24 protein-coding genes are annotated in these 23,657 nt (G+C 60.4%); 10 read left to right on the forward strand and 14 right to left on the reverse strand.

Going from position 1 to position 23,657, the window contains the following annotated elements; translation table 11 throughout:
- Positions 1–133 precede the first annotated feature (133 nt).
- Positions 134–220, forward strand: a complete 87-nt coding sequence (locus N2601_RS11630) for an SEC-C metal-binding domain-containing protein (protein WP_245276515.1) — start codon at positions 134–136, stop codon at positions 218–220.
- A 94-nt stretch (positions 221–314) separates the two neighbouring features.
- Here N2601_RS11630 and N2601_RS11635 read toward each other — a convergent pair whose 3' ends face one another.
- On the reverse strand, positions 315–959 hold the full coding sequence (locus N2601_RS11635; protein WP_104823981.1) for a TetR family transcriptional regulator C-terminal domain-containing protein: 645 nt from the start codon (positions 957–959) through the stop codon (positions 315–317).
- Positions 960–1,258: 299 nt separating this feature from the next.
- Here N2601_RS11635 and N2601_RS11640 point away from each other — a divergent pair, with 299 nt between their 5' ends.
- Together N2601_RS11640 and hydA are read left to right on the forward strand one after the other, a co-directional pair.
- Positions 1,259–2,512, forward strand: coding sequence for a Zn-dependent hydrolase (locus N2601_RS11640; RefSeq protein ID WP_104823982.1), 1,254 nt, complete (start codon positions 1,259–1,261; stop codon positions 2,510–2,512).
- Positions 2,513–2,561: 49 nt separating this feature from the next.
- On the forward strand, positions 2,562–4,016 hold the full coding sequence (gene hydA / locus N2601_RS11645) for a dihydropyrimidinase (RefSeq protein WP_104823983.1): 1,455 nt from the start codon (positions 2,562–2,564) through the stop codon (positions 4,014–4,016).
- A 30-nt stretch (positions 4,017–4,046) separates the two neighbouring features.
- Here the strand turns inward: hydA and N2601_RS11650 are convergent, their stop codons facing one another.
- The gene (locus N2601_RS11650; protein WP_104823984.1) at positions 4,047–4,460 is read right to left on the reverse strand and encodes a cupin domain-containing protein; all 414 of its coding nucleotides are present in this window, start codon (positions 4,458–4,460) and stop codon (positions 4,047–4,049) included.
- 124 nt (positions 4,461–4,584) lie between these two features.
- Here N2601_RS11650 and N2601_RS11655 point away from each other — a divergent pair, with 124 nt between their 5' ends.
- From N2601_RS11655 to N2601_RS11685, 7 genes are all read left to right on the forward strand, one after another.
- Positions 4,585–5,376, forward strand: coding sequence for an ABC transporter ATP-binding protein (locus N2601_RS11655; RefSeq protein ID WP_104823985.1), 792 nt, complete (start codon positions 4,585–4,587; stop codon positions 5,374–5,376).
- A 9-nt stretch (positions 5,377–5,385) separates the two neighbouring features.
- Positions 5,386–5,721, forward strand: coding sequence for a hypothetical protein (locus N2601_RS11660; protein ID WP_104823986.1), 336 nt, complete (start codon positions 5,386–5,388; stop codon positions 5,719–5,721).
- Positions 5,722–5,723: 2 nt separating this feature from the next.
- Entirely contained in the window at positions 5,724–6,611 is an 888-nt protein-coding gene (locus N2601_RS11665) for an ABC transporter permease (protein WP_104823987.1), read from the forward strand.
- Positions 6,608–7,741 carry an ABC transporter permease gene (locus N2601_RS11670; protein ID WP_104823988.1) on the forward strand — a complete coding sequence of 378 codons (1,134 nt, stop codon included), beginning with the start codon at positions 6,608–6,610 and terminating at the stop codon, positions 7,739–7,741. The genes N2601_RS11665 and N2601_RS11670 overlap by 4 nt, the downstream gene beginning before the upstream one ends.
- 56 nt (positions 7,742–7,797) lie before the next feature.
- Positions 7,798–8,766 carry an ABC transporter substrate-binding protein gene (locus tag N2601_RS11675; RefSeq protein ID WP_104823989.1) on the forward strand — a complete coding sequence of 323 codons (969 nt, stop codon included), beginning with the start codon at positions 7,798–7,800 and terminating at the stop codon, positions 8,764–8,766.
- A gap of 400 nt (positions 8,767–9,166) precedes the next feature.
- Positions 9,167–10,357, forward strand: coding sequence for an efflux RND transporter periplasmic adaptor subunit (locus N2601_RS11680; protein ID WP_104823990.1), 1,191 nt, complete (start codon positions 9,167–9,169; stop codon positions 10,355–10,357).
- 14 nt (positions 10,358–10,371) lie between these two features.
- On the forward strand, positions 10,372–13,698 hold the full coding sequence (locus tag N2601_RS11685) for an efflux RND transporter permease subunit (RefSeq protein WP_260303092.1): 3,327 nt from the start codon (positions 10,372–10,374) through the stop codon (positions 13,696–13,698).
- Between the two features lie 39 nt (positions 13,699–13,737).
- On the opposite strand, the gene ureG is transcribed toward N2601_RS11685, so the two are convergent.
- The 12 genes from ureG to N2601_RS11745 all read right to left on the reverse strand — a co-directional run bounded on the left by ureG (position 13,738) and on the right by N2601_RS11745 (position 23,631).
- A complete protein-coding gene (ureG, locus tag N2601_RS11690; protein ID WP_104823992.1) occupies positions 13,738–14,349 on the reverse strand; it encodes an urease accessory protein UreG in 612 nt (203 codons plus the stop codon).
- Positions 14,350–14,455: 106 nt separating this feature from the next.
- Complete coding sequence (locus N2601_RS11695) at positions 14,456–15,142, reverse strand: urease accessory protein UreF (RefSeq protein ID WP_104825179.1); 687 nt, start codon at positions 15,140–15,142, stop codon at positions 14,456–14,458.
- A 5-nt stretch (positions 15,143–15,147) separates the two neighbouring features.
- A complete protein-coding gene (gene ureE, locus N2601_RS11700) occupies positions 15,148–15,672 on the reverse strand; it encodes an urease accessory protein UreE (RefSeq protein WP_104823993.1) in 525 nt (174 codons plus the stop codon).
- A gap of 79 nt (positions 15,673–15,751) precedes the next feature.
- A complete protein-coding gene (locus N2601_RS11705) occupies positions 15,752–16,612 on the reverse strand; it encodes a GGDEF domain-containing protein (protein ID WP_104823994.1) in 861 nt (286 codons plus the stop codon).
- A gap of 278 nt (positions 16,613–16,890) precedes the next feature.
- Positions 16,891–18,603, reverse strand: coding sequence for an urease subunit alpha (gene ureC, locus N2601_RS11710; protein ID WP_260303094.1), 1,713 nt, complete (start codon positions 18,601–18,603; stop codon positions 16,891–16,893).
- A 3-nt stretch (positions 18,604–18,606) separates the two neighbouring features.
- Positions 18,607–19,230 (reverse strand): Urease operon accessory protein, encoded by a 624-nt coding sequence (locus N2601_RS11715; protein ID WP_104825180.1) that lies wholly within the window; start codon positions 19,228–19,230, stop codon positions 18,607–18,609.
- Positions 19,231–19,247: 17 nt separating this feature from the next.
- Positions 19,248–19,685, reverse strand: a complete 438-nt coding sequence (locus N2601_RS11720) for a lysozyme inhibitor LprI family protein (protein WP_104823996.1) — start codon at positions 19,683–19,685, stop codon at positions 19,248–19,250.
- A gap of 20 nt (positions 19,686–19,705) precedes the next feature.
- Positions 19,706–20,011: an urease subunit beta gene (locus N2601_RS11725; RefSeq protein WP_104823997.1), complete on the reverse strand. Its 306-nt coding sequence runs from the start codon at positions 20,009–20,011 to the stop codon at positions 19,706–19,708.
- A gap of 20 nt (positions 20,012–20,031) precedes the next feature.
- The gene (locus N2601_RS11730) at positions 20,032–20,334 is read right to left on the reverse strand and encodes an urease subunit gamma (RefSeq protein ID WP_104823998.1); all 303 of its coding nucleotides are present in this window, start codon (positions 20,332–20,334) and stop codon (positions 20,032–20,034) included.
- Positions 20,335–20,365: 31 nt separating this feature from the next.
- Positions 20,366–21,187, reverse strand: coding sequence for an urease accessory protein UreD (locus tag N2601_RS11735; RefSeq protein WP_104823999.1), 822 nt, complete (start codon positions 21,185–21,187; stop codon positions 20,366–20,368).
- Between the two features lie 199 nt (positions 21,188–21,386).
- The gene (locus N2601_RS11740; RefSeq protein ID WP_104824000.1) at positions 21,387–22,358 is read right to left on the reverse strand and encodes a 2-hydroxyacid dehydrogenase; all 972 of its coding nucleotides are present in this window, start codon (positions 22,356–22,358) and stop codon (positions 21,387–21,389) included.
- Positions 22,359–22,509: 151 nt separating this feature from the next.
- Positions 22,510–23,631, reverse strand: coding sequence for a branched-chain amino acid ABC transporter substrate-binding protein (locus tag N2601_RS11745; protein ID WP_104824001.1), 1,122 nt, complete (start codon positions 23,629–23,631; stop codon positions 22,510–22,512).
- Positions 23,632–23,657 lie beyond the last annotated feature (26 nt).

Below are 23,657 nucleotides of genomic sequence, written 5' to 3' on the forward strand. Positions count from 1 at the left end.
GCGGCTATGTCACGCAAATCCAGAACCCTCCATGACGTGAGCTTTTGAGGTCACGTCCAAACGACGCAAGTCATTCCCATCGGAAACTCGGGTAAAGACCGGCTCGCAATTCATCCATGGTGATGTCGAGCTGATCGAAAAACTCGGCCGTAACGATCCCTGCCCCTGCGGTTCCCGGAGGAGGTTTCAAGAGCTGCTGCCTGAAATCAGGCCGCTATGACGGCATCGAACGGGATTACTATTTTTAGAGAGCGGAGCTGAGCTCCATCAGCCCCCAAGTGCGGCGCAATCTTTTCGCGGAATTGCGCCGCCGCTCACGACCGCCGTATACCGAGACCATCGACGAAGAGCTTCTCCAGATAGCGGGCCGCGTCCTCGAAACGCCCCTCGCCGGAATGTTCCTGCCCGAGCACGGCACGCACCTGCACATCGAAATCCGCATAATGCTGCGTCGTGGACCAGATGGAGAAGATCAGGTGATAGGGATCGCATTTGGCGATCTTTCCGGCCTTCGCCCAGGCGCGGATGACCTCGGCCTTTTCATCGACAAGGCTCTTCAGCGGACCTCGGAGTTCGTCCTCGACATGCGGCGCCCCCTGCAGCATCTCGTTCGCGAACAGGCGGCTTTCCCGCGGAAAATCGCGGGCCATCTCCAATTTGCGGCGGATATAGGAGCGGATCTCGCTTTCGGGATTGCCATTGGCGTTGAAGGCGCGCAGGGGCTCCAGCCAGGTAAACAGCACGCGGTCGATCAGCGCCCTATGCATGGCTTCCTTCGTGCGGAAATAATAAAGCAGATTGGGTTTCGACATGCCGGCGACTTCGGCGATTTGGTCGATGGTAGAGCCGCGAAAGCCGTGTACTGAAAATACGTCCAGCGCGGCTTCGAGTATCACTTCCTCTTTTTCTTCTTGGATGCGAGTGCGGCGTTGCGTCTTGGCGGCTCTGGGGATGGCCATGTCTGCTTTGTTTCTCCTTGAAATCCAAGCCCTTCGGCCAAGCCCTCATTCCCCTGCCCATGCTCTGATTTTGGGCAATTGCCTTTAATTTTGTCGGGAATTTTCGTGCTTTTCGTCTTGAGCGCCGCCACGGAAGTTGTAATGTTTACCAATCGGTCAAATTATCTGCCAGATGTCTTTTAAAGGCAACCGGCGATTTTCCGGGGCGAGAAAAACAAGCAAGCGCACCGGAAGCGACCATCGGGAACAATTGGGCATGCGCCTTGCATGACCCGGGACAAACAGGTGAGGATTGCATCATGGTGGCAGCGCCAGGGGAAAACATGCGTATCAATGGCGATCGCCTTTGGGACGCACTGATGGACATGGCGAAGATCGGCCCCGGCATCGCCGGCGGCAACAATCGCCAGACGCTGACCGACGCCGACGCTGAAGGCCGCAGCCTTTTCAAGACGTGGTGCGACGAAGCCGGCTTGACGGTGGGCGTCGACAAGATGGGCACGATGTTCGCGACCCGCCCCGGCACGGATCCGGATGCGCTACCGGTCTATGTCGGTTCGCATCTCGACACCCAGCCGACCGGCGGCAAATATGACGGCGTGCTCGGCGTGCTCGGCGCGCTGGAAGTTGTTCGCACGATGAACGATCTCGGCATCAAGACCAAGCATCCGATCGTGGTCACCAACTGGGCCAATGAAGAAGGTGCGCGCTTCGCCCCCGCCATGCTCGCCTCCGGCGTCTTCGCTGGAGTGCATTCGCTGGACTACGCCTACGGCCGCAAGGACCCGGAGGGCAAAACCTACGGCGAGGAGCTGAAGCGCATCGGCTGGCTCGGCGAGGAAGAAGTCGGAAGCCGCAAGATGCATGCCTATTTCGAATACCACATCGAGCAGGGACCGATCCTTGAGGCCGAGGACAAGACCATCGGTGTCGTCACGCACTGTCAGGGACTGTGGTGGCTGGAATTCACGCTCACCGGCAAGGAAGCGCATACCGGCTCGACGCCGATGAACATGCGCGTCAATGCCGGGCTTGCCATGTCGCGGATCATCGAAATGGTGCAGGGCGTCGCGATGGACAGCCAGCCGGGTGCCGTCGGCGGCGTCGGCCAGGTTTTCTTCTCGCCGAATTCGCGCAACGTGCTGCCGGGCAAGGTCGTCTTCACCGTCGACATCCGCTCGCCCGACAAGGTGAAGCTCGACCGCATGCGCGCCAGGATCGAGGCTGAGGCGCCGGTTATCTGCGACGCCCTTGGCGTCGGCTGCTCGGTCGAAGCCATCGGTCATTTCGAGCCCGTGACCTTCGATCCGAAGCTCGTCACCGCCGTGCGCGATGCCGCGGAGAAGCTGGGCTACAGCCACATGAACCTCATCTCCGGCGCCGGTCACGACGCCTGCTGGGCCGCCAAGGTAGCGCCCGCCACCATGGTCATGTGCCCCTGCGTCGGTGGCCTGTCGCACAACGAGGCAGAGGAGATTTCCAAGGAATGGGCGACCGCGGGCGCGGATGTGCTGTTCCACGCGGTCTTGGAGACTGCGGAGATTGTGGCGTGACAGCCCTACTCGCGCAGCACCAGAATTTCACATATCGGGAGCAGACACCATGAGCACAGTCATCAAGGGTGGAACCATCGTCACGGCCGATTTGACCTATAAGGCCGACGTCAAGGTCGAAGGCGGCAAGATTGTCGAGATCGGGCAGAACCTGTCCGGCAATGAAGTGCTCGATGCTTCGGGCTGTTATGTCCTGCCGGGCGGCATCGATCCGCATACGCATCTCGAAATGCCATTCATGGGTACCTATTCCTCTGACGATTTCGAGAGCGGTACGCGGGCTGCCCTTGCCGGCGGCACGACTATGGTGGTGGATTTCGCCCTGCCCTCGCCCGGCCAGTCGCTGCTCGAGGCGCTGACCATGTGGGACAACAAGTCGACGCGGGCAAACTGCGATTACTCCTTCCACATGGCGATTACCTGGTGGAGCGAGCAGGTCTTCAACGAGATGGAAGCCGTCGTCCGCGAGAAGGGCATCAACACGTTCAAGCACTTCATGGCCTATAAGGGCGCGCTGATGGTGGATGACGACGAGATGTTCTCCTCCTTCCAACGCTGCGCCGAGCTCGGCGCCCTGCCACTCGTTCATGCCGAGAACGGCGACGTGGTCGCGCAGATGCAGGCGAAACTGCTTGCCGAGGGTAATAACGGCCCGGAAGCGCATGCCTATTCCCGCCCCGCCGAGGTCGAAGGCGAAGCGACGAACCGCGCCATCATGATCGCCGACATGGCCGGCAGCCCGGTCTATATCGTTCATACCTCCTGCGAACAGGCGCACGAAGCCATCCGCCGCGCCCGCCAGAAGGGCATGCGCGTCTATGGCGAGCCGCTGATCCAGCACTTGACGCTTGATGAGAGCGAATATGCCAATGCCGATTGGGACCATGCCGCCCGCCGCGTCATGTCGCCGCCCTTCCGCAACAAGCAGCATCAGGACAGCCTCTGGGCCGGCCTCGCCTCCGGCTCGCTGCAGGTGGTCGCCACCGACCATTGCGCGTTTACGACCGAACAGAAGCGTTTCGGCCTCGGCGATTTCACCAAGATCCCGAACGGCACCGGCGGTCTCGAGGATCGCATGCCCATGCTCTGGACCAATGGCGTCAACACCGGTCGCCTGACCATGAACGAGTTCGTGGCGGTGACATCGACCAACATCGCCAAGATCCTCAACATCTATCCGAAGAAGGGCGCAATCCTCGTCGGTGCCGATGCCGACATCGTCGTCTGGGATCCGAAGCGTTCGAAGACTATCACCGCCAAGACGCAGCAATCGGCGATCGACTACAATGTCTTCGAAGGCAAGCAAGTGACGGGCCTGCCGCGCTATACGCTGACCCGCGGCGTGGTTGCCATCGAGGAAAGCACGGTCAAAACGCAGCAGGGCCATGGCGAGTTCGTCAAGCGCGAGCCTTTCACCGCCGTCAACCGCGCACTCTCGACCTGGAAAGACGTCACGGCGCCGCGCAAGGTTCAGCGCAGCGGCATTCCGGCAAGCGGAGTGTGACGCTTGGCGACGGCGTTCCGCTCCATCAGCTCACAACGGCACATACCGCTCCAGATCCGGCAGCAGGACGACACTTTCCTGCTCGTTCGGATCGGTGCGGGCGATGATGGCTGTCGCCGGCCGGTCGCTGAGATTGGCGGGCAGATGCGGAACACCGGCCGGAATATAGAACATCTCGCCGGCGTGAACGACAACATGCTCTTCCAGCTCATCGCCGAACCAGCAATGCGTCTCGCCGGACAGCGCGTAGATCGCTGTCTCATGCGCGGCATGCAGATGCGCCTTGGCGCGTCCGCCCGGCGGGATCGTCAGGAGATGCATGCAGATGCCGGTCGAGCCCACTGTCTCGGCGGCGATCCCTTCGAAGTAGTTGAAGCCCTGTTTCCCGGCATAGGTACTGCCGGGCTGCACGATGCGGCAGGTGGGCTTCGATGAAACGCTCATGCCATTCCTCCATAAAATTCGATAGATCTTCGGCGTCCTTAGGTTCTAAAACCACCGCGATGCCACGTAGAATAACACGCAATCCGCCCCGACTGCGCGGCGAAAACATGACTGGTAGGTGTTAATGACGTCATCCGCTCCCTCCGTCGTCTCCGCGCGGAACCTCTGCCTCACCTACGAGACAAATGACGGGCCGGTGCATGCGCTGAGCAATGTCGATCTCGACGTGCGCAAGGGCGATTTCGTCTCCTTCATCGGCCCGTCCGGCTGTGGCAAGACCACGTTTCTGCGGGTCATCGCGGATCTCGAGCGCAAGACCTCCGGCGACATCACCGTCAATGGCATGACGCCGGAAGAGGCGCGCACCAACCGCGCCTACGGGTATGTCTTTCAGGCGCCCGCCCTTTATCCCTGGCGCACGATCGAAAAGAATATCGCTCTGCCGCTGGAAATTATGGGCTATCCCAGAAGTGATCATGCCAAGCGCATCGCGCAGACGCTGGATCTGGTCAATCTCACCGGTTTCGCGCACAAATACCCCTGGCAGCTCTCCGGCGGCATGCAGCAGCGCGCCTCGATCGCCCGTGCGCTCGCCTTCGACGCCGACCTGCTGCTGATGGACGAGCCCTTCGGCGCCCTCGACGAAATCGTCCGTGACCACCTCAACGAGGAGCTGCTGAAGCTCTGGAAGCGAACGAACAAGACCATCTGTTTCGTGACGCACTCGATCCCGGAGGCGGTTTATCTCTCCACGAAGATCGTCGTCATGTCGCCCCGTCCCGGCCGCGTCACCGATGTCATCGACTCCACCCTTCCGCTCGAACGCCCGCTGGACATTCGTGAAACCCCTGAATTCCTGGAGATCGCCCATCGTGTCCGCGAAGGGCTGAGGGCAGGACACAGCTATGGGGAATAGGATCACACAATGAACCCGCAATTCCTCCTCTGGCTCACCGGCGCCATGGCGATTTTCATCGGTGGCGCGACCGCTTCGCGGGCTTATATCGCCAACAACAACATATTGATCCTCATCCTGGCCCTCATTCTCTATTGTGTGGGCAATCTGATGATGGTCCGGCTAATGCGCGAGGGCGGACTGGGCCTGGCGATTTCCGCCTCCGCCATCGCCCAGCTCGTGGTCGTCAATATCGTTGCCTTCGTCGTCTTTGGCGAGCGGCTCAGCATGCCGCAGCTTGCCGGCGTTGGGCTCGGCATCGTCGCGATGGCGCTGATGCTGTTTCCGACGGAAAGAGGGGCGTGACCATGGAGAAGGAGCAATTCTTCAAGCACAAATTCGTGCCGGTTACGACCATCATACTGGCAATCATCCTGTTGTGGTACGCTTTTGCCGTTATTCTCAACACGCCCTTCCAGCGCGATCTCGACCGGCGCGCCAACGTCACCCCGACGACGATGGAATTCATCGGCAAAACGCTGTCACAACCGAAGCCGATCCTGCCGGCGCCGCATCAGGTGGCGCAAAATGTCTTTGAAAACACCTTCCTTCGCGCGCCGACAAGCAACCGCAGTCTCGTCTACAATGCCTGGGTGACATTGTCCTCCACTGCGGTCGGTTTCGCCTTCGGTACGTTTCTCGGTATTCTGATCGCCGTCGGTATCGTGCATGTCGTCGCGCTCGACCGCAGCCTGATGCCCTGGATCATCGCCTCGCAAACCGTGCCGATCCTCGCCATCGCGCCAATGGTCGTTGTTGTATTGGGTTCGATCGGCATTACCGGCCTTATTCCCAAGGCGCTGGTGTCGACCTACCTCTCCTTCTTCCCCGTCGCCGTCGGCATGGTGAAGGGATTGCGGTCGCCGGAGGTCATGCACCTCGATCTCATGCGCACCTACAATGCCAGTGCCGCGCAGACATTTTGGAAGCTGCGCGTGCCCGCCTCGGTCCCCTTCCTCTTCACCTCGATGAAAGTTGCAATCGCTGCGAGCCTCACCGGTACCATCGTTGGTGAACTGCCAACGGGCGCCGTCGCCGGCATCGGTGCCAAGCTGCTCGCAGGCTCCTACCAAAGCCTGACGATCGATATATGGGCGACGCTTGTCGCCGGCTCGATACTAGCGGCCGCGTTGATTGCCGTCGTCAGTATCGCAGCGCGTATCGTCGATCACGCCATGGGAGGTCGCGCGGCATGAAAAATCTTCATTTGTCGTGGCAAAGCACGCTCTCCCTTCTTCTTTGCCTTGCGGCACTCCCAGCTCTGCCGCTGCTTACCACCGATACCGCCACGCCCTTCAGTAGCGGGACCACTTTTGTCATTTTCATTCTCATTGGTGCCGCGGCCATTAGTTCCTTCATGAACCTGTCAGCAACGCTCTGCGCGGCGATCCTCTTCTTTGCCGCGCACGCAGCCGCCTGGCTGTTGCTGGCTGGAATATCGGGCAACGAAGGCAACGCTCTTGCATCGTTTTTCTTCCTGCTGGCCGCGGCCTGGCTGCTCGCCTGGCGTTGCGTTTCCATCCTTTCTATCATCCAGTCTCCCTCGACTGCCGACGGCTATACGTTACGGTTGCTGATTCCCGTGATCTTCGGCGTGTGGATCATCGTCATCTGGGAAGCGGTGACACGCGGGGCCGGTATTCCTTTCATCCTCCTGCCGCCGCCAAGCGCCATCGGCGCGCGGATTGCCGGCTCCATGTCGATTCTCTGGACGGATGTTCAACAGACGATCTTCCGATCGGTTCTGATCGGCTACATCATCGGTTGCTCCAGCGGCTTTATCGTCGCCATCCTTGCCGATCGCTTCGCCTTCCTGCGTCGCGGCCTGCTGCCGATCGGCAATCTGGTCTCCGCTCTGCCAATCATCGGCGTCGCGCCGATCATGGTCATGTGGTTCGGCTTCGATTGGCAGTCGAAAGCGGCCGTCGTCGTCATCATGACCTTCTTCCCGATGCTGGTGAACACGGTTGCCGGCCTCGCCGCCGCCGGTCATATGGAGCGCGATCTCATGCGCACCTATGCATCGAACTATTGGCAGACGCTGTTCAAGCTTCGCCTGCCCGCCGCGGCTCCCTTTATTTTCAATGCGCTAAAGATCAACTCGACGTTGGCCCTTATCGGTGCCATCGTGGCAGAGTTCTTTGGTACACCCATGTCGGGCATGGGCTTTCGCATCTCGACCGAAAACGGTCGGTTGAACCTCGACATGGTCTGGGCCGAGATCGCGGTTGCCGCGGTTGCGGGTTCCGTCTTCTACGGTATCGTCGCCGTTCTCGAACGGATGACGACGTTCTGGCATCCGTCTATCCGTGGTGGAAAGACGTAGTTCAGGATCCTGCCAAGGGATCAGGGCATAACTTCAGAGGGAAAAGGACAAAAAATATGAAAAAACTGATGGTCGCATTGATGGCAAGCGCGATGGCGTTGGCCGCAGCGCAGGCGGCGATGGCTGCCGACAAGGTGACGCTCCAGTTGAAATGGGTGGCGCAGGGTCAGTTCGGCGGCTACTTCGTCGCCAAGGACAAGGGCTTCTACAAGGAGGAAGGCCTCGACGTTGACATCAAGCCGGGCGGCCCGGATATCGCGCCGGAGCAGGTGATCGCCGGCGGCGGCGCCGATGTCATCGTCGACTGGATGGGCGGCGCTCTGGTTGCCCGCGAAAAGGGCGTGCCGCTGATCAACATCGCCCAGCCCTACGACAAGTCCGGCCTTGAGCTGATCTGCCCGAAGGACGGTCCGGTGAAGACCGAAGCCGATTTCAAGGGCCATACGCTCGGCGTCTGGTTCTTCGGCAACGAATATCCCTTCTTCGCCTGGATGCACAAGATCGGCCTGAAAACCGACGGCGGCAAGGATGGCGTCACTGTCCTGAAGCAGAGCTTCGACGTTCAGCCGCTCGTCCAGAAGCAGGCCGACTGCATCTCGGTCATGACCTATAACGAATACTGGCAGGCGGTCGATGCCGGCTTCAAGCCGGAAGATCTGATCGTCTTCAACTATAGCAAGCTCGGCAACGACCTTCTGGAAGACGGCCTCTATGTCAACGAGACCAAGCTGAAGGACGCTAAGTTCAAGGCCAACATGGTCAAGTTCGTTCGTGCTTCGATGAAGGGCTGGAAATACGCCGTCGAACATCCGGATGAAGCCGCCGAAATCGTCATGGACAATGGCGGTCAGGACGAAAACCATCAGAAGCGCATGATGGGCGAAGTCGCCAAGCTGATCGGCAACGGCAAGCTCGACGAGAAACTCTACGACCGCACGGTCGCCGCCCTTCTCGACCAGAAGATCATCAGCAAGAAGCCGACCGGTGCTTATACGCATGAGATCACCGACGCCGCGCTGAAATAGGGCTGGCTTCAAAAAACGGGAGAAACGCGCGGGGCCTATGCCACGCGCGTTTTTTTCATTTTGTAACAGGGATGATAAAAGGCTGGCTTTGTCGCCGCATTTGCCTGAAAAGCCATGCGTCGATCAAGCATCTGAATGCAAATATCACGAGCGCGTGATTGATTCGCGATGCAACGCCCATTAGAATTACGCGCGCGCCAGAAATCATTTTCTCGTGATCTTGCAAGATTTGGAAATCGTTCCCACCTAATGGGGCAAATTGAGGATGAGGGACTTGCAGGCATGACAGACGGATATTGATCCGCCGGAAAGAGCCGGCCCGCACGCATTAATCCCCCGTGCTCGCGACGGAAAACAGCGAGATCCCTTTTACACGAAGTACCGAACTGGAATTGGACGCATGGCCTTTAAGCCGCATAGATTTCTGAGCACGACTGCGATGTTGCTTGTTCTCCTGACGGCGCCGGCGGCCTTTGCCGAAGAGCCCACCGTCACCACGCCGAAGCAGAACCTGCCTGCAATCGTCGTTACACAGGCTGTGACGCGCAAATTGACCGACAAGGTCGTCGCAACCGGCACGGTGAAAGCCGTGGACGAGGTCTATATCCAGCCGCAGGTGGACGGCCTGTCGATCCGTTCGCTCAATGCCGATGTCGGCGACAAGGTCGAGGCGAACAGCACGCTCGCCACGCTGAACGACGATGCGCTGGTCCTGCAGAAGAGCCAGATGGAAGCAACGAAGGCCAAGGGCGAAGCAACGCTCGCCCAGCTTCGCGCGCAGCTCACCGAGGCCCATGCCAATGCCGAGGAGGCGGAATTACAGCGCGTCCGCGCGGTCGCCATGGGTGCCAAGGGCACCGTCTCGACGTCCTCGGTCGAGCAGGCGAATGCGACGGCCGCCGCCAACAAGGCGCGCGTGGCCTCCGCCGAACAGGCGATCGCAGTTGCCGAAGCCGATCTCAAGGTCATCGACAGCCAGATCGCCGATACCGATCTGAAGCTCGCCCGCACGGGCGTCAAAACCCCGGTCGCCGGCACGGTCGCCTCGCGTAACGCCCGCATGGGAGCCATCGCCAACGGCAGTGGGGACCCGCTGTTTACCATCATCCGCGACAGCGATCTGGAGCTGGTGGTCGATGTCTCCGAAAGCGACATCACCAAAATTACCCTTGGCCAGAAGGCGTTGATTTCGCTTTCCGGCAGCCGCGAAAAACTCACCGGCTCCGTCCGCCTGGTGGCGCCGATCGTCGATGCCGTTACCCGCCTCGGCGCCGTCCACATCTCCATCGATGACGACGAAAAGGCGCGCGCGGGCATGTATGGCAGCGCCGAGATCATCATCCGCGAGACACAGGGCGTCTCCCTGCCGCTGACGGCGGTCAACAGCGACGAAAATGGCTCTTCCGCCCGCAAGGTAGAGAGTGGCGTCGTCAAATTCGTCAATGTCCAGACCGGCATTCAGGATGGCGCTTACGTCGAGATCGTCAAGGGCCTGAAGGATGGTGACGAAGTCGTCGCCAAAGCCGGCGCCTATGTCCGCGACGGTGATCACATCACGCCTGTCAAAGAAGCTCCGCAAGCGTCCAACTGAACGAGAACGGCAAGATGAACTTTTCCGCCTGGTCCATCCGAAATCCGATCGCGTCGCTTCTGGCCTTTTTCCTGCTGATGGTGGTGGGCGCGCACGCCTTCTTCAATCTGCCGATCACCCGTTTTCCGAATATCGACGTGCCAGTCGTCAACGTGACCGTGACGCAGAGCGGTGCCTCGCCTGCCGAACTCGAAATGCAGGTGACGAAGGAAGTCGAAGACGCCGTCGCCAGCATTAACGGTATCGACGAGATCCAATCGACGGTGACCGACGGACAGTCGCAGACCGTGGTCATCTTCCGCCTGGAAGTGCCGACGCAGCAGGCCGTTCAGGATACCAAGGACGCGATCGACCGCATTCGCGGTAATCTGCCGTCGACCATCGACGAGCCGATTGTCTCCAAGGTGGATGTCGAAGGCCAGGCGATCCAGAGCTTTGCCGTTTCCTCGCCGAATATGTCGCTCGAAGAACTGTCCTGGTTTGTTGACGATACGGTCAAGCGCGCGCTGCAAGGTCAGACCGGTATCGGCCGCGTCGACCGCTATGGCGGCGCCGACCGCGAAGTGCGCATCGAACTCGATCCGAACAAGCTGAATGCCTATGGCATCACCGCGCTTTCGGTGAGCCAGCAGTTGCGCGGCACCAACATCGATCTCGGCTCCGGTCGCGGCCAGGTGGCCGGCAGCGAGCAGGCAATCCGCGTCCTTGGCGATGCCCGCGATGTCGCCCAGCTCGCCGACACCACCATAGCCTTGACCAACGGCCGTTTCGTCAAGCTCTCCGATCTCGGCGTCATCAAGGATACCTATCAGGAGCCGAAGTCCTTCTCGCGCTTCAACAGCGCGCCCGTCGTGACCTTCGGCGTGTTCCGCGCCAAGGGTGCCAGCGAAGTATCCGTCGCCAAGACCGTGGACGACACCCTGACCAAGGTGCGGGCCGAAAATCCGAATGTCTCGATCGAGATGATCGACGACGCGGTCTATTACACCTACGGCAACTACGAAGCGGCAATGCACACGCTGCTGGAAGGCGCGTTGCTGGCGGTCATCGTCGTCTTCCTGTTCCTCAAGAATTGGCGAGCGACGTTGATTTCGGCCGTTGCCCTGCCGCTTTCGGCGATCCCCACCTTCTGGGTCATGAACCAGATCGGCTTCTCGCTGAACCTGGTCAGCTTCCTGGCGCTGACGCTGGCGACCGGTATTCTCGTCGACGACGCCATCGTCGAGATCGAGAACATTGCCCGCCATATCAAGATGGGCAAGACGCCCTATCGCGCTGCGATCGACGCCGCTGATGAAATCGGCCTCGCGGTCATTGCGACGACCTTTACCATCATCGCCGTCTTCGTGCCCGTCTCCTTCATGCCGGGCATTCCCGGCCAATATTTCATCCAGTTCGGCCTGACGGTCGCCTTCTCGGTATTCTTCTCGCTGCTGGTCGCGCGCCTCATCACGCCGATGATGGCCGCCTATTTCATGCGCGCCGAAGATGCCGTCGAGGACCATCACGACAATGACGGCCGGTTCATGCGCGGCTATAGCTGGCTGGTTCGGATAACGACCAAGAGATGGTATACGCGCTATCCGACATTGCTTGCGGCCTTTGCATTCTCCGTTGCCTCCGTCTTCGCTCTGATCATGTTCGTGCCCGGCAGCTTCATCCCGCCGGATGATTCCTCCCGCATCGTGCTGTCGGCCGAACTGCCGCCGAATGCCCGGCTCGACGACACAGAGCAGGCAACCAACGAGATTTACAGGCGCGTCAAGGATATCGATGGCGTCGAGAATGTGTTCGTCCTTGGCGGCGCCTCGCCGAAGGGCGATCTGGAGCTGCGCCGCGCCACGGTAACGCTGACGCTCGGCAAGCTCGACCAATCGCTCGTCAAGAAGCTGGTCAACGATGTGGCGGGTTCGCTGCCCGTGATCGGCCCCTACCTGCCGAAGGTTGCCGTCCATGGGCGCGTGAAGCCGCAGTGGGAGGTCGAGAAGGAAGTCTTCGCCAAGCTGCGCTCGATCCCCGACGTCCGCATCACCAAGCTTAATGACCGCGGCGACCGTGACCTGACCTACAACTTCCTCTCCCGCAACGAGAAGGATCTGAACGAAGCAGTCGGCATCCTCGAAGCCAAGTTGCGCACCGATCCGGCGCTTGCCAATGTCAGCGCCGACGGCGCCCTGCCCCGGCCGGAGCTGCAAGTCTATCCGCGCAAGGACGAGGCTGCCCGTCTTGGCATTACGCCGCAGATGATTTCCGACACGGTGCGCGTTGCGACCATCGGCGATATCGACGCGTCGCTTGCCAAGATTTCGCTCGATGACCGCCAGATCCCCATCCGCGTGCAGGCTGCAATCGGCATGCGCCGCGATCTTGCCGCGATCCGGGCATTGCGCATCAAGACCGCCACCGGCGCGTCTGTGCCGATGTCGAGCGTGGCCGATATCGACTATTCGGAAGGCCTCTCTTCGATCAAGCGCAACAACCGCTATCGCGTCGTCGCGATCGGCGCCGACCTGCCGCAGGGCGTGGCGCTAGACACGGCTTCAAGCCATTTCCTCGCCACCGTCAACAGCGCCAAGATCCCGGCCAGCGTCCATCTGGCGGAAAGCGGTGACACCAAGGTCCAGAAGGAAATGCAGCAGAGCTTCGGCAACGCCATGCTGCTCGGCCTTCTGCTCGTTCTGACCGTGCTGGTGCTGCTGTTCAAGGACGTGATCCAGCCTTTCACCATCCTGCTGTCGCTGCCTCTGGCGATCGGTGGCGTGGCGCTGGCGCTGATCGTGACCGGCAATGCTCTCTCCATGCCCGTCATGATCGGCATCCTGATGCTGATGGGTATCGTCACCAAGAACGCCATTCTGCTCGTCGATTTCGCCATCGAAATGATGCACCATGGCATGCCGCGACTGGAGGCCGTGGTCGAGGCCGGCCGCAAGCGCGCACGGCCGATCATCATGACCTCGATCGCCATGTCCGCCGGCATGTTGCCGTCGGCGCTCGGCGTCGGCGAAGGCGGCACGTTCCGCGCGCCGATGGCGATCGCGGTGATCGGCGGCATCATCGTCTCGACCGTCCTCAGCCTGGTGGTCGTGCCGTCCTTCTTCCTGATCATGGACGACCTGTCGCGCCTGCTTGCCTGGCTTTTCGGCCGCCTCGTCGGCAAGAAGGATGTGAACGACGAGGTTCTGACCAAGGAAAAACTGGCAGCAGCCGTCGACGAAAACCGCAAGTCGCTCACAGCGTTGGAAGAACGTTTCGACGCCATGGAAAACAAGGACGTCCCGCAGCGCGGTGCGTCCGCCAAGACGAATATCCTGAAGCTGCCACCGTTCGCCGCCGAATAGAGCGGCAAATCGGGAAACGGAAGACAATGGCGGGGCGGCTTACAGGCCGCCCTGTTCCTTTAGGAAGTCGACGATCGTTCCGACGCCATCGCCGCGTTTCATATCGGAGAACACGAAGGGACGGGCCTGGCGCATGCGAGTCGCATCGCGGTCCATGACGTCGAGATTGACGTCGACGAAGGGCGCGAGGTCCTTCTTGTTGATGACGAGAAGGTCGGATTTGGTAATGCCGGGACCGCCCTTGCGCGGAATTTCCTCGCCCTGGCAGACCGAGATCACATAAATGGTGATATCGGCGAGATCCGGCGAAAAGGTCGCCGCCAGATTATCGCCGCCGGATTCGATGAAGACGACGTCGAGATCGGGAAGCCGCTCGTTGAGGCCGGCGATGGCCTGCAGGTTGATCGTCGCGTCTTCGCGAATGGCGGTGTGCGGGCAACCGCCGGTTTCGACGCCGACGATCCGATCCGAGGTCAGCGCCTGCATGCGCACCAGGGCCTCGGCATCCTCGGTCGTGTAGATATCGTTGGTCACCACCGCGACGGAATAATCGTCGCGCATTGCCTTACAAAGCTTTTCGGTCAACGCCGTCTTGCCCGAGCCGACAGGCCCGCCGATGCCGACGCGTAAGGGTCCATTTCTCGATTTCATGCTCGAAACTCCGATAAAAACATAGAATAGCGAGGCAAACGCGTCTCGCACAGCGGCGAATGACGTAGGCTCTGCTTCGATCGTAATATTTGCCTGCGCCCTTCCCTCAGGATCGAAAGAGCCGGGTGCCCTGCGTCTCATGACGAAGGCTGGCAATGTCAGCCTGCACGGTCGCGGCACCGAGATCGTCTAGGCTCGATTGCGCCGCCCGCTTTGCGACCTCGGCGATGACGTCTCCCAGCGCCGCCAGGATCGCGACACCGTCCTTCTGTCCAGTCACCCCGAGGCGAATACCGGCCGACAGCATCTGCGACGCCAGCGCATGCAGGAAAGCCGCGAGTGCCTTTTCCCTTGCGATGTCATGCGCGCCAGCCACAGCACCGACCGCCACCGGATAAGCCGTTTTCGCCGGCAGCATGGAAAAGACCGGATGCGGCCAGGCGCTGGCGGCGGAAAGAAAAGCTTCGCCGAGCAGCATGGTCTCCTGATGGCGCTCCTTCGAGCCGGCCAGTGCTTCGGCAAGCTCGGCCGCCGCGGCCAGCCGCGCCGCATCCTCGGCCGCGCCATGCGCCTCAGCAAGCAAGACAGCATCGTTCCAGACCGAGCCATGGCGGATCAATGCGACGATCCAATCCCGAAGGCTCGCCGTGTCCCGCACCAGACCATCATGGACAGCGCGTTCCAGCCCGCCCGAATAGGCGAAGGAACCGACGGGGAAAGCCGGCGACAGCCAAGCCATCAGCCGCAAAAGCGCCTGCAGATCGCCATCCTCCGCCGCTGAAATCCCGCCCATCATGTTCAGTCGCGCGAATGATCGTGATGGTCATGCCCGTGATCATGATTATGGGCATGATCATGATGCCCGTGATCGTGACCGTGCGAATGGCCGCCATGAGCATGATAGGCGCCACGCGCCGGCTGGAAGGCTTCGCTGACCTCGGTTACCGTTGCGCCGAGGCCTTCGAGCATGGAGCGAATGACATGATCGCGCAGGATGAGGATACGGTCTTCCTCGATCTGTGCCGAAAGATGCCGATTGCCGAGATGCCAGGCGAGCTCGATCAGATGCCGGCGATCGCGCGGCTTGATCTCGAACAGCTTTTCCGCCGCGGCGACGATTTCGATCAATTCGCCGTCTTCGCGCACCAAAAGATCACCGTTGGCAAACAGAACCGGCTCCTTCAGATCGAGCATGACCATCTCGCCATTTTCGAGATGCAGCAGTTTGCGGCGCAGATGCCGGAGATCATGCGGCAGCACGACACGATCGATCGGATTGGAGGATGGGGTGCCGGCCGGCAGATAGGAAGTGACGCGTAGCATGACCTGTCCAGTTCAAAACTTTATCAGACCATGCAAAATAGCCGCTTTCCGCGCAAGGACCAGTGCCGGTTTCGCAGATCTATATTCCATGGCCGTATCGATGCGGCTCCACATGGTCGGGCGCCGTTTCTTGTCCCTCCTCGACCGACCGGCGTTGCCAGACATGGTTCAGCCATTCGCTTTCATGAACGACACGATTGCGGCCAAGCGCCTTGGCGAGATACAGCGCCTTGTCCGCGGCGGCATAGACGAGTTCCTTCTTGCGCTCGCCCCACATATCCGCAATCCCTGCGGAAATAGTGATCTTCACTGCGCCGCCTTCGACGGCGATGGCGTGATCGGCAATCCGCGTTTTCACGCCCTCGATGCGGGCGATGCGTTCGGCCATGTCGCGGCCATGGACGATGGCGCCAAACTCCTCGCCGCCGAGGCGGGCAATCACATCCCTGCCCTTGAAGATGCCAGAAAAGATTTGCGACACGGCGATGATGACGGCATCGCCCGAAGCATGCCCGTAGCGGTCATTGATCGTCTTGAATCGATCGACATCGAAGATCACCAGCGAGGCATCGTCTTTCGCCTCCTCCAGCGCATCGGTAAAAGCGCGACGGTTCAGCAATCCCGACAACATGTCGGTTCGGCTCAGCCGTTCGAATTCGGCGCGTGAGACCGCGAGCTTGTGAATGGCATAGCCGGCCAGCAGCGCCAATACGCCGGAGACCGTTCCGCCGATGAGCCAGGCGAGCAGCAGGCAGAGGCGGATCGCCTCCAGTATCGGCAACGGCAACAGGCCAAGCCATTCGACGACTGGCAGCATCACGAGAATGATGGCGACGGACAGGATGACCGCTAGAAAACTCATCTTTAGCGCGAAAATATATATCGTGCGACGCTGCTGGAAATTACCGAGTTCGGCCTGCAGCGAAATCCACCGTTTCATGCGAATCACCTTCCTCAGCCCATCAATTCGATGATTTGAGATAGGGGCGAACGCTCTTCCAGGTCTTTAACGCGATCGTTAAAATGCTGGACATTTCTCAACTTATGAACTGCTGAGATTTGGCATCAAACTCACGCGTGCCCTTACGTGAGGTTGCGACGCGAACGAGCGCCGATACAAGTCTCTGATTATGCTGCAATAGTTTGGGGTCTTCACGAAAAACCCCTGAAATCCAGGGGCTCTCGTAATCCACAGGCGATGAAACGTCGCAGTTCCCGTTAAAACAGGAAATAACGTTGCGCCATCGGCAGCACCGTCGCCGGCTCGCAGGTCAGAAGCTCGCCATCGGCGCGCACTTCATAGGTCTCCGGATCCACTTCGATATGCGGCGTCAGGCTGTTGTGAACCATCGACGCCTTGGAAATCCCCCCGCGGGTATTCTTGACGGCAACAAGGCTCTTGGCGACGCCGAGCCTTCCGGCAAGTCCGGCGTCGAGCGAAGCCTGCGACACGAAAATAACCGAGGAGTTTGTCAGGCTCTTGCCAAAAGAGGCAAACATCGGGCGGTAATGCACCGGCTGCGGCGTCGGGATGGAGGCGTTCGGATCGCCCATGGGAGCGGCTGCGATCGAGCCGCCGAGCAGGACCATATCCGGCTTCACTCCGAAGAAGGCCGGGTTCCAGATCACCAGATCGGCGCGCTTGCCGGCTTCGATCGAGCCGATCTCATGGCTGAGGCCATGGGCGATCGCCGGATTGATCGTGTATTTGGCGATATAGCGTTTGACGCGGAAATTGTCGTTGTCGCCGGTTTCCTGGGCAAGGCGGCCGCGCTGGCGCTTCATCTTGTCGGCGGTCTGCCAGGTTCGGATCGCCACTTCGCCGACGCGGCCCATGGCCTGGCTGTCGGACGAAATGATCGAGAAGGCACCGATATCGTGAAGAATGTCTTCCGCCGCAATCGTCTCCTTGCGGATGCGGCTTTCGGCGAAAGCAATGTCTTCCGGGATCGACGGCGACAGGTGATGGCAGACCATCAACATGTCGAGATGCTCGGCAATCGTGTTAACCGTATAGGGACGCGTCGGATTGGTCGACGACGGTATGACATTCGACTGGCCGCAGATCTTGATGATGTCGGGCGCATGGCCGCCGCCTGCCCCTTCGGTATGAAACGCATGGATGGTACGGCCCTTGATGGCGCCGATCGTGTCTTCGACGAAGCCACTTTCGTTCAACGTATCCGTGTGGATCATCACCTGCACATCATATGCATCGGCGACCGTGAGGCAGCAGTCGATCGCGCCGGGCGTCGTCCCCCAATCCTCGTGCAGCTTCAACGAGGTGGCGCCGGCAAGCACCATCTCCTCGAGCGCGCCGGGCAGCGAGGCATTGCCCTTGCCGGCAAAGGCGAGGTTCATCGGAAAGGCGTCGGCAGCCTCGATCATGCGGGCAATATGCCATGGGCCGGGCGTGCAGGTGGTGGCGAGCGTTCCGTGCGCCGGTCCCGTGCCGCCGCCCAGCATGGTCGTCAGCCCGCTCATCAGCGCCTCTTCGATCTGCTGCGGGCAGATGAAGTGGATATGGCTGTCCATACCGCCAGCCGTGACGATCTTGCCCTCACCTGCGATCGCCTCCGTGCCCGGACCCACGATGATGTTGACGCCCGGCTGCATGTCCGGATTGCCGGCCTTGCCGATCGCGACGATCCTGCCGTCCTTGAGGCCGATATCAGCCTTAACGATCCCCCAGGTATCGACGATCAGCGCGTTGGTGATGACGGTGTCGACAGCACCGTTCGCCCGCGTCACCTGGCTCTGCCCCATGCCGTCACGAATGACCTTGCCGCCGCCGAACTTCACCTCCTCGCCATAGGTGGTGAAATCCTTCTCCACCTCGATGAAAAGTTCCGTATCGGCAAGCCGCACCTTATCGCCGGTGGTCGGCCCGAACATGTTGGCATAGGCCGCGCGGGAAATCTTATAGGGCATAAATCAGGCTCCTTGGGAGGAAAGAATGGGAGTCTTGTTGGCGATGCGCCTCAGGCGACCGAGGGAAATATAAAAGTCGACCAGCCGTTTCTCCGCCGCAAACGGATGGCCATCCCATCCGGTATGGCTGAAGCCGGTGATGGCGATGTCATCATCTGGATAGCGCAAAAGCAGATCGGCAATGACAACCATGCCGCTGCTCGGCACGATATAGGCACCCGGTTCGTGCGCCGCGAGCGCTTCATCGACGCTCTCATGAACCGATTGGTCGATAACCACATGACGTTTGCGTGTGGCATTACAGAAAGCGGTGAATTGATCCGTGTAGTCATCGCAGAAATCGTTGAGTTCCGGATGCGACAACGCCAGTGGCGCGCGTAGCGCAGCAAACTTGCGAGGGTCACGGACGCTCCAGATTTCCGACGCGGCGGCGATCGGCGGACTGTTGCGCCATTCGGCAGAACCGAGCATCGCTCGCGCCGGTCGGCCGGTGTTGCAGACCGCGACGATATCGGTGCGGCTGCCGCTCAACGCAACGGAACGGCAATCGTTGAAACGCACGACCAGATCGGCGGCGGCGATCTCTTTCGCCGCCGCTTCTGCGATCTCGCCGTTGCCGACGATCATGATCCTGCGTTTTGCGCTCACTGCGCACCCTCCGGCCCATCGGCCAGTGCCTTTAGCTCTTTGGTCCGCTGCTTCGTCAAGGTCGCCTTGCATCCGGAAACGAGCATGGGCTCCATAGAACCGCCTCTCGCCTCGAAGCCCTCCGCTTCGCATTGGCCATCGCGATAGTCGACCCAGGCGCGTTGCGCCTTGACCAATGCCTTTTCGGCGCCTTTTTGGTCGGCATCGAGATCGGCATCGGTGGCAACCATGGCCGCACGCGTCTTTTTGTATTGCTCGTTCAAAGCCTTGTCGGCCTTGTCGTAGTCGCGCTGCGAGCAGATGTTCATGTCCATCTGCGTCTCTGCATTATTGCAATCGACCTCCGGCTGGTCCGTATCGTTTTGCGCATGGGCCGAGCCGCACATCAAAACCATCGCAACACATGCACCGGACGCAAGCATTCTCAAAGACATACCGCCTCTCCCCGTTAGCCTCAGAGTTTGCCCATGATCTGCTGGCGGAAGCCGTAGACCTCGCGCTTGCCGGAGAGCGGGATCAGCGTCACCGAGCGCGTCTGGCCCGGCTCGAAACGCACTGCGGTCCCTGCGGGGATATCGAGACGCATGCCCTTGGCTTTGTCGCGGTCAAAGGCAAGACCACCGTTCGTTTCGGCAAAATGATAGTGGCTGCCCACCTGCACCGGCCGGTCGCCGGTATTGGAGACCTCCAGCGTTATCGTCGGCGCGCCGGCGTTCAGTTCGATATCGCCGCTTGCGGCAAGAATTTCGCCTGGAATCATGGTTTTTCCTCTGCCGTCGTTCAGCGGATCGGCTCGTGCACGGTCACGAGCTTCGTTCCATCCGGAAACGTCGCCTCGACCTGTACGTCATGGATCATCTCGGCAATTCCCTCCATCACCTGCTCGCGGGTGATGACATGGGCGCCCGCTTCCATCAGTTCGGCGACCGGGCGGCCGTCGCGGGCACCTTCGACGACGAAGTCGGTGATCAGCGCGATGGCTTCCGGATGGTTGAGCTTGACGCCGCGCTCCAGCCGCCGCCGTGCCACCATTGCCGCCATGGAAATCAACAGCTTATCTTTTTCTCTCGGAGTGAGGTTCATCGCCTACCTATGTAATTGCTATTTGCTCGAACTACAGATTCCAGACTTTCGGCACTGGCGTTCCGTTACGCAAGGCGGAAATGACCGGGATCAGGATTTTTCTAAGTGCGAAGCCGTCGGACGCCGCCAGCCGTACCACCAGCTTGTCGCGCCATTGGCTGGCACCGCCCATATGCTCCCCAACGAGCGGCCGCACCTTGGCGAGATAGGTCTCCGCCAGCGGCCCGGCATAGAGCAGAGTCGCAAAGGCAACCTGGCCGCTCAGAACGGCATGTTCGGCCGTCAACGCTGCGACATCGCCATCGAGCCTCAGCTCCTCGGCATGGATCAACCGGTCGGCGCGGCGGATGCGCCAGCGGTCGCGAAACAGCCCCCGCACCATCGCCTCGCCCATCGCCTTGCGGCCCAGCAAAATTGCCTCGACGGCCAGAAATTCGGCGGTCTCGTCAAGATCGACATCGAGCCTGCGCGACAGCGAGGCGCGATCGAACAGAATGGTTTCCTGCGGCAACCAATCGACACGCGCGTCAGTATCGACCTTGATCGAAGTCACGACTTCAGCGGTGCCTGCGGATGCTTTATAGATTTTCTCGCAGGCCTGGGTGGTCACATCGATGCGTGTGCCGGGTCCCGCGACGATGCTCCAATCCATCCGGTCGCCGCCGGTCAACCCGCCGGCGGTGTTGATGATGACGGCTTCCATGGAATTGTCGAACGTGTCAGGCAGGCGAATCTTCGCCGCACCTTCTTGGAAAAGTTCGGCAAGGCGCGTGCGCCCATCAAGCGCCTTGGCCGCCAGATGGCCGCGCCCGCGCGCCCTCTGCGGTCTTGTGCTCGCCGCTGCCATCGCCATCCTGCCTCTGCGCTCCTCACATCATGCCATCGCCGGTCTTTGAAACCCGTCAAGGAGTAAAGGCAAGCAATTTCTGTGCCTTATGCAACGCCCTAGAACACCGGTCTGCTGCGGCTGGCATCCGCTGCATTTTTCGCCAGACGATGAAAAGAGTGGCAATGGCTGCGCTTCTACGGCGGTAAAGGCAGCGCCGACGGAATCAAGCCACCCGATCCGGCGGCTCGCGCCCTTCGAAAAAAGCGGTGATATTGTCCACCACCTTCATTCCCATGGCCGTGCGCGTCTCTTCGGTCGCGCTGCCAAGATGCGGCAGCAGCACGACATTCTCCATCGCCTTCAATTTCTCCGGCACATTCGGCTCCGCTTCATAGACGTCGAGGCCGGCGCCACGGATGGTGCCTTGCTCCAGGGCTGAAATCAGCGCTGCCTCGTCGACGACATCGCCGCGGGCGGTGTTGATCAGGAAGGCGCCAGGCTTCATGGCGGCGAAACGGGCAGCATTCATCAGGTGACGGTTCTCGGCGCCGCCAGGGCAATGCAACGACACGAAATCGGAGGCTGCAAGCACATCCTCGATCGTCGGCAATTGCACCGCGCCGTACCGCGTTGCTTCCATCGGATCGACCGCAGAGCGATTATAGAAGACGACCTCCATGCCGAAACCGAAATGACAGCGCTGCGCGAAAGCCTTGCCGATGCGGCCGAAACCGATGATGCCGACGGTTTTGCCGGTGACCTTCGTGCCGATCAAGTGCGTCGGCCGCCAGCCGCTCCATTCGCCGGCACGCAGCTCGCGTTCCCCTTCCCCGGCGCGGCGCGCCACGGACAGCAGCAGCAGAATGGCGATATCGGCGGTACAATCGGTCAGCACCCCCGGCGTGTTGGTGACGACGATGCCCTTGGCCTTGGCGGAAGCGACGTCGATATGATTGAAGCCCACGCCGAAATTGCCGACGATTTTTGTCCTGATGGCATCGCCTTCGAAAAGCGCGGCCGGCAGTCTATCGGAAACGGTCGGCAGCACCGCATCATAAGATAGCAGGGCCTCGCGCAACTGCCGGGCATCGAGCGCTATATCATCCGAATTGAACGTCGCTTCGAAGCGCTCGGAAAGTACGGCCTCCACCGCGGCCGGCCAGCGCCGGGTGACGAGAATACGGGGTCTGGTCATGCTGCATCTTCCTCCTGCCGAGATAGGCTCAGACTTAGAGCACGATCGCCGCAAAGGAAATGCTGTCATCACAGCTTGAATGCAAAGAAGCCCGGCCAATGACCGGGCTTCCAGATCGAACGCATCACCGGAAAGCCGGCGATGCAGATGCTTATTTTTCCATTTCGGCGTAGTTGTACTTGCCGTCGGAACCCTTCGACCACTTGTACATCACGTAGTCCGGACGGGTGATGTCGCCCTTTTCGTTGAAGCCGAGTTCGCCGATGGCGGTCTTGTACGGACCCTTTGCCTTCAGCGCGTCGGCAACGGCCATCGGGTCGTTGGAGCCGGCAGCCTTTGCGGCGTCGGCGATGACCTGCATGGCAGCATACGCATAGAGCGTGTAGCCTTCCGGCTCATAGCCCGCAGCGCGGAACTTGGCGACCAGATCCTTGGAAGCCGGGTTCTTGCGCGGATCCGGCGCGAAGGTCATCAGCGTGCCGTCAACGGCGTCGCCGGCGATCGAAGCCAGCTCGTTCGAGACGATACCGTCACCGGACATGAAGTGAGCCTTGACGCCCTGGTCGGCCATCTGGCGCATGATCAGGCCGGCTTCGGTGTGCAGACCGCCGTAGTAGACGAAGTCGACACCAGCTTGCTTCATCTTGGCGATGAGGGCCGAATAGTCCTTGTCGCCGGGGGTGATGCCTTCGTAGAGAACTTCCTTCACGCCGGCAGCGTTGAGGTTCTTCTTGGTTTCGTCGGCAAGGCCCTGGCCATAGGGGGTCTTGTCGTGAACGACGGCAACCTTGGCACCCTTGAAGTTGTCGGCGATGTACTTGCCGGCAACGGCACCCTGCTGGTCATCACGACCGCAGGTACGGAAGGTGTTCCACAGGCCACGTTCGGTGAATACCGGGTTGGTGGAAGCCGGGGTGATCTGAAGGATGCCGTTTTCGGCATAAACTTCCGAAGCCGGGATGGAAACGCCCGAGTTGAAGTGGCCGACAACGAACTTGACGCCGTCAGCGACGAACTTGTTGGCGACCGAAACGCCCTGCTTGGCGTCGGAAACGTCGTCGCCGAGTTCGAGCTTGATCTTTTCACCGTTGATGCCACCGGCAGCGTTGATGTCCGCTACGGCCTGCTCGGCACCCTTTTGGAGCTGAGAGCCGAACGCAGCATTTGCACCCGTCAGCGGGCCTGCAACGCCAACGATGATGTCAGCCTTCGCAACGCCGCTGAGCGCGATCATCGCCGACAGAGCCACGGCCGACAGAAGATACTTCTTCATATTGTTACTCCCAATTTTTTGAGCGG

This window comes from Rhizobium sp. CB3060, assembly GCF_025200735.1.
GTDB lineage: Bacteria > Pseudomonadota > Alphaproteobacteria > Rhizobiales > Rhizobiaceae > Rhizobium.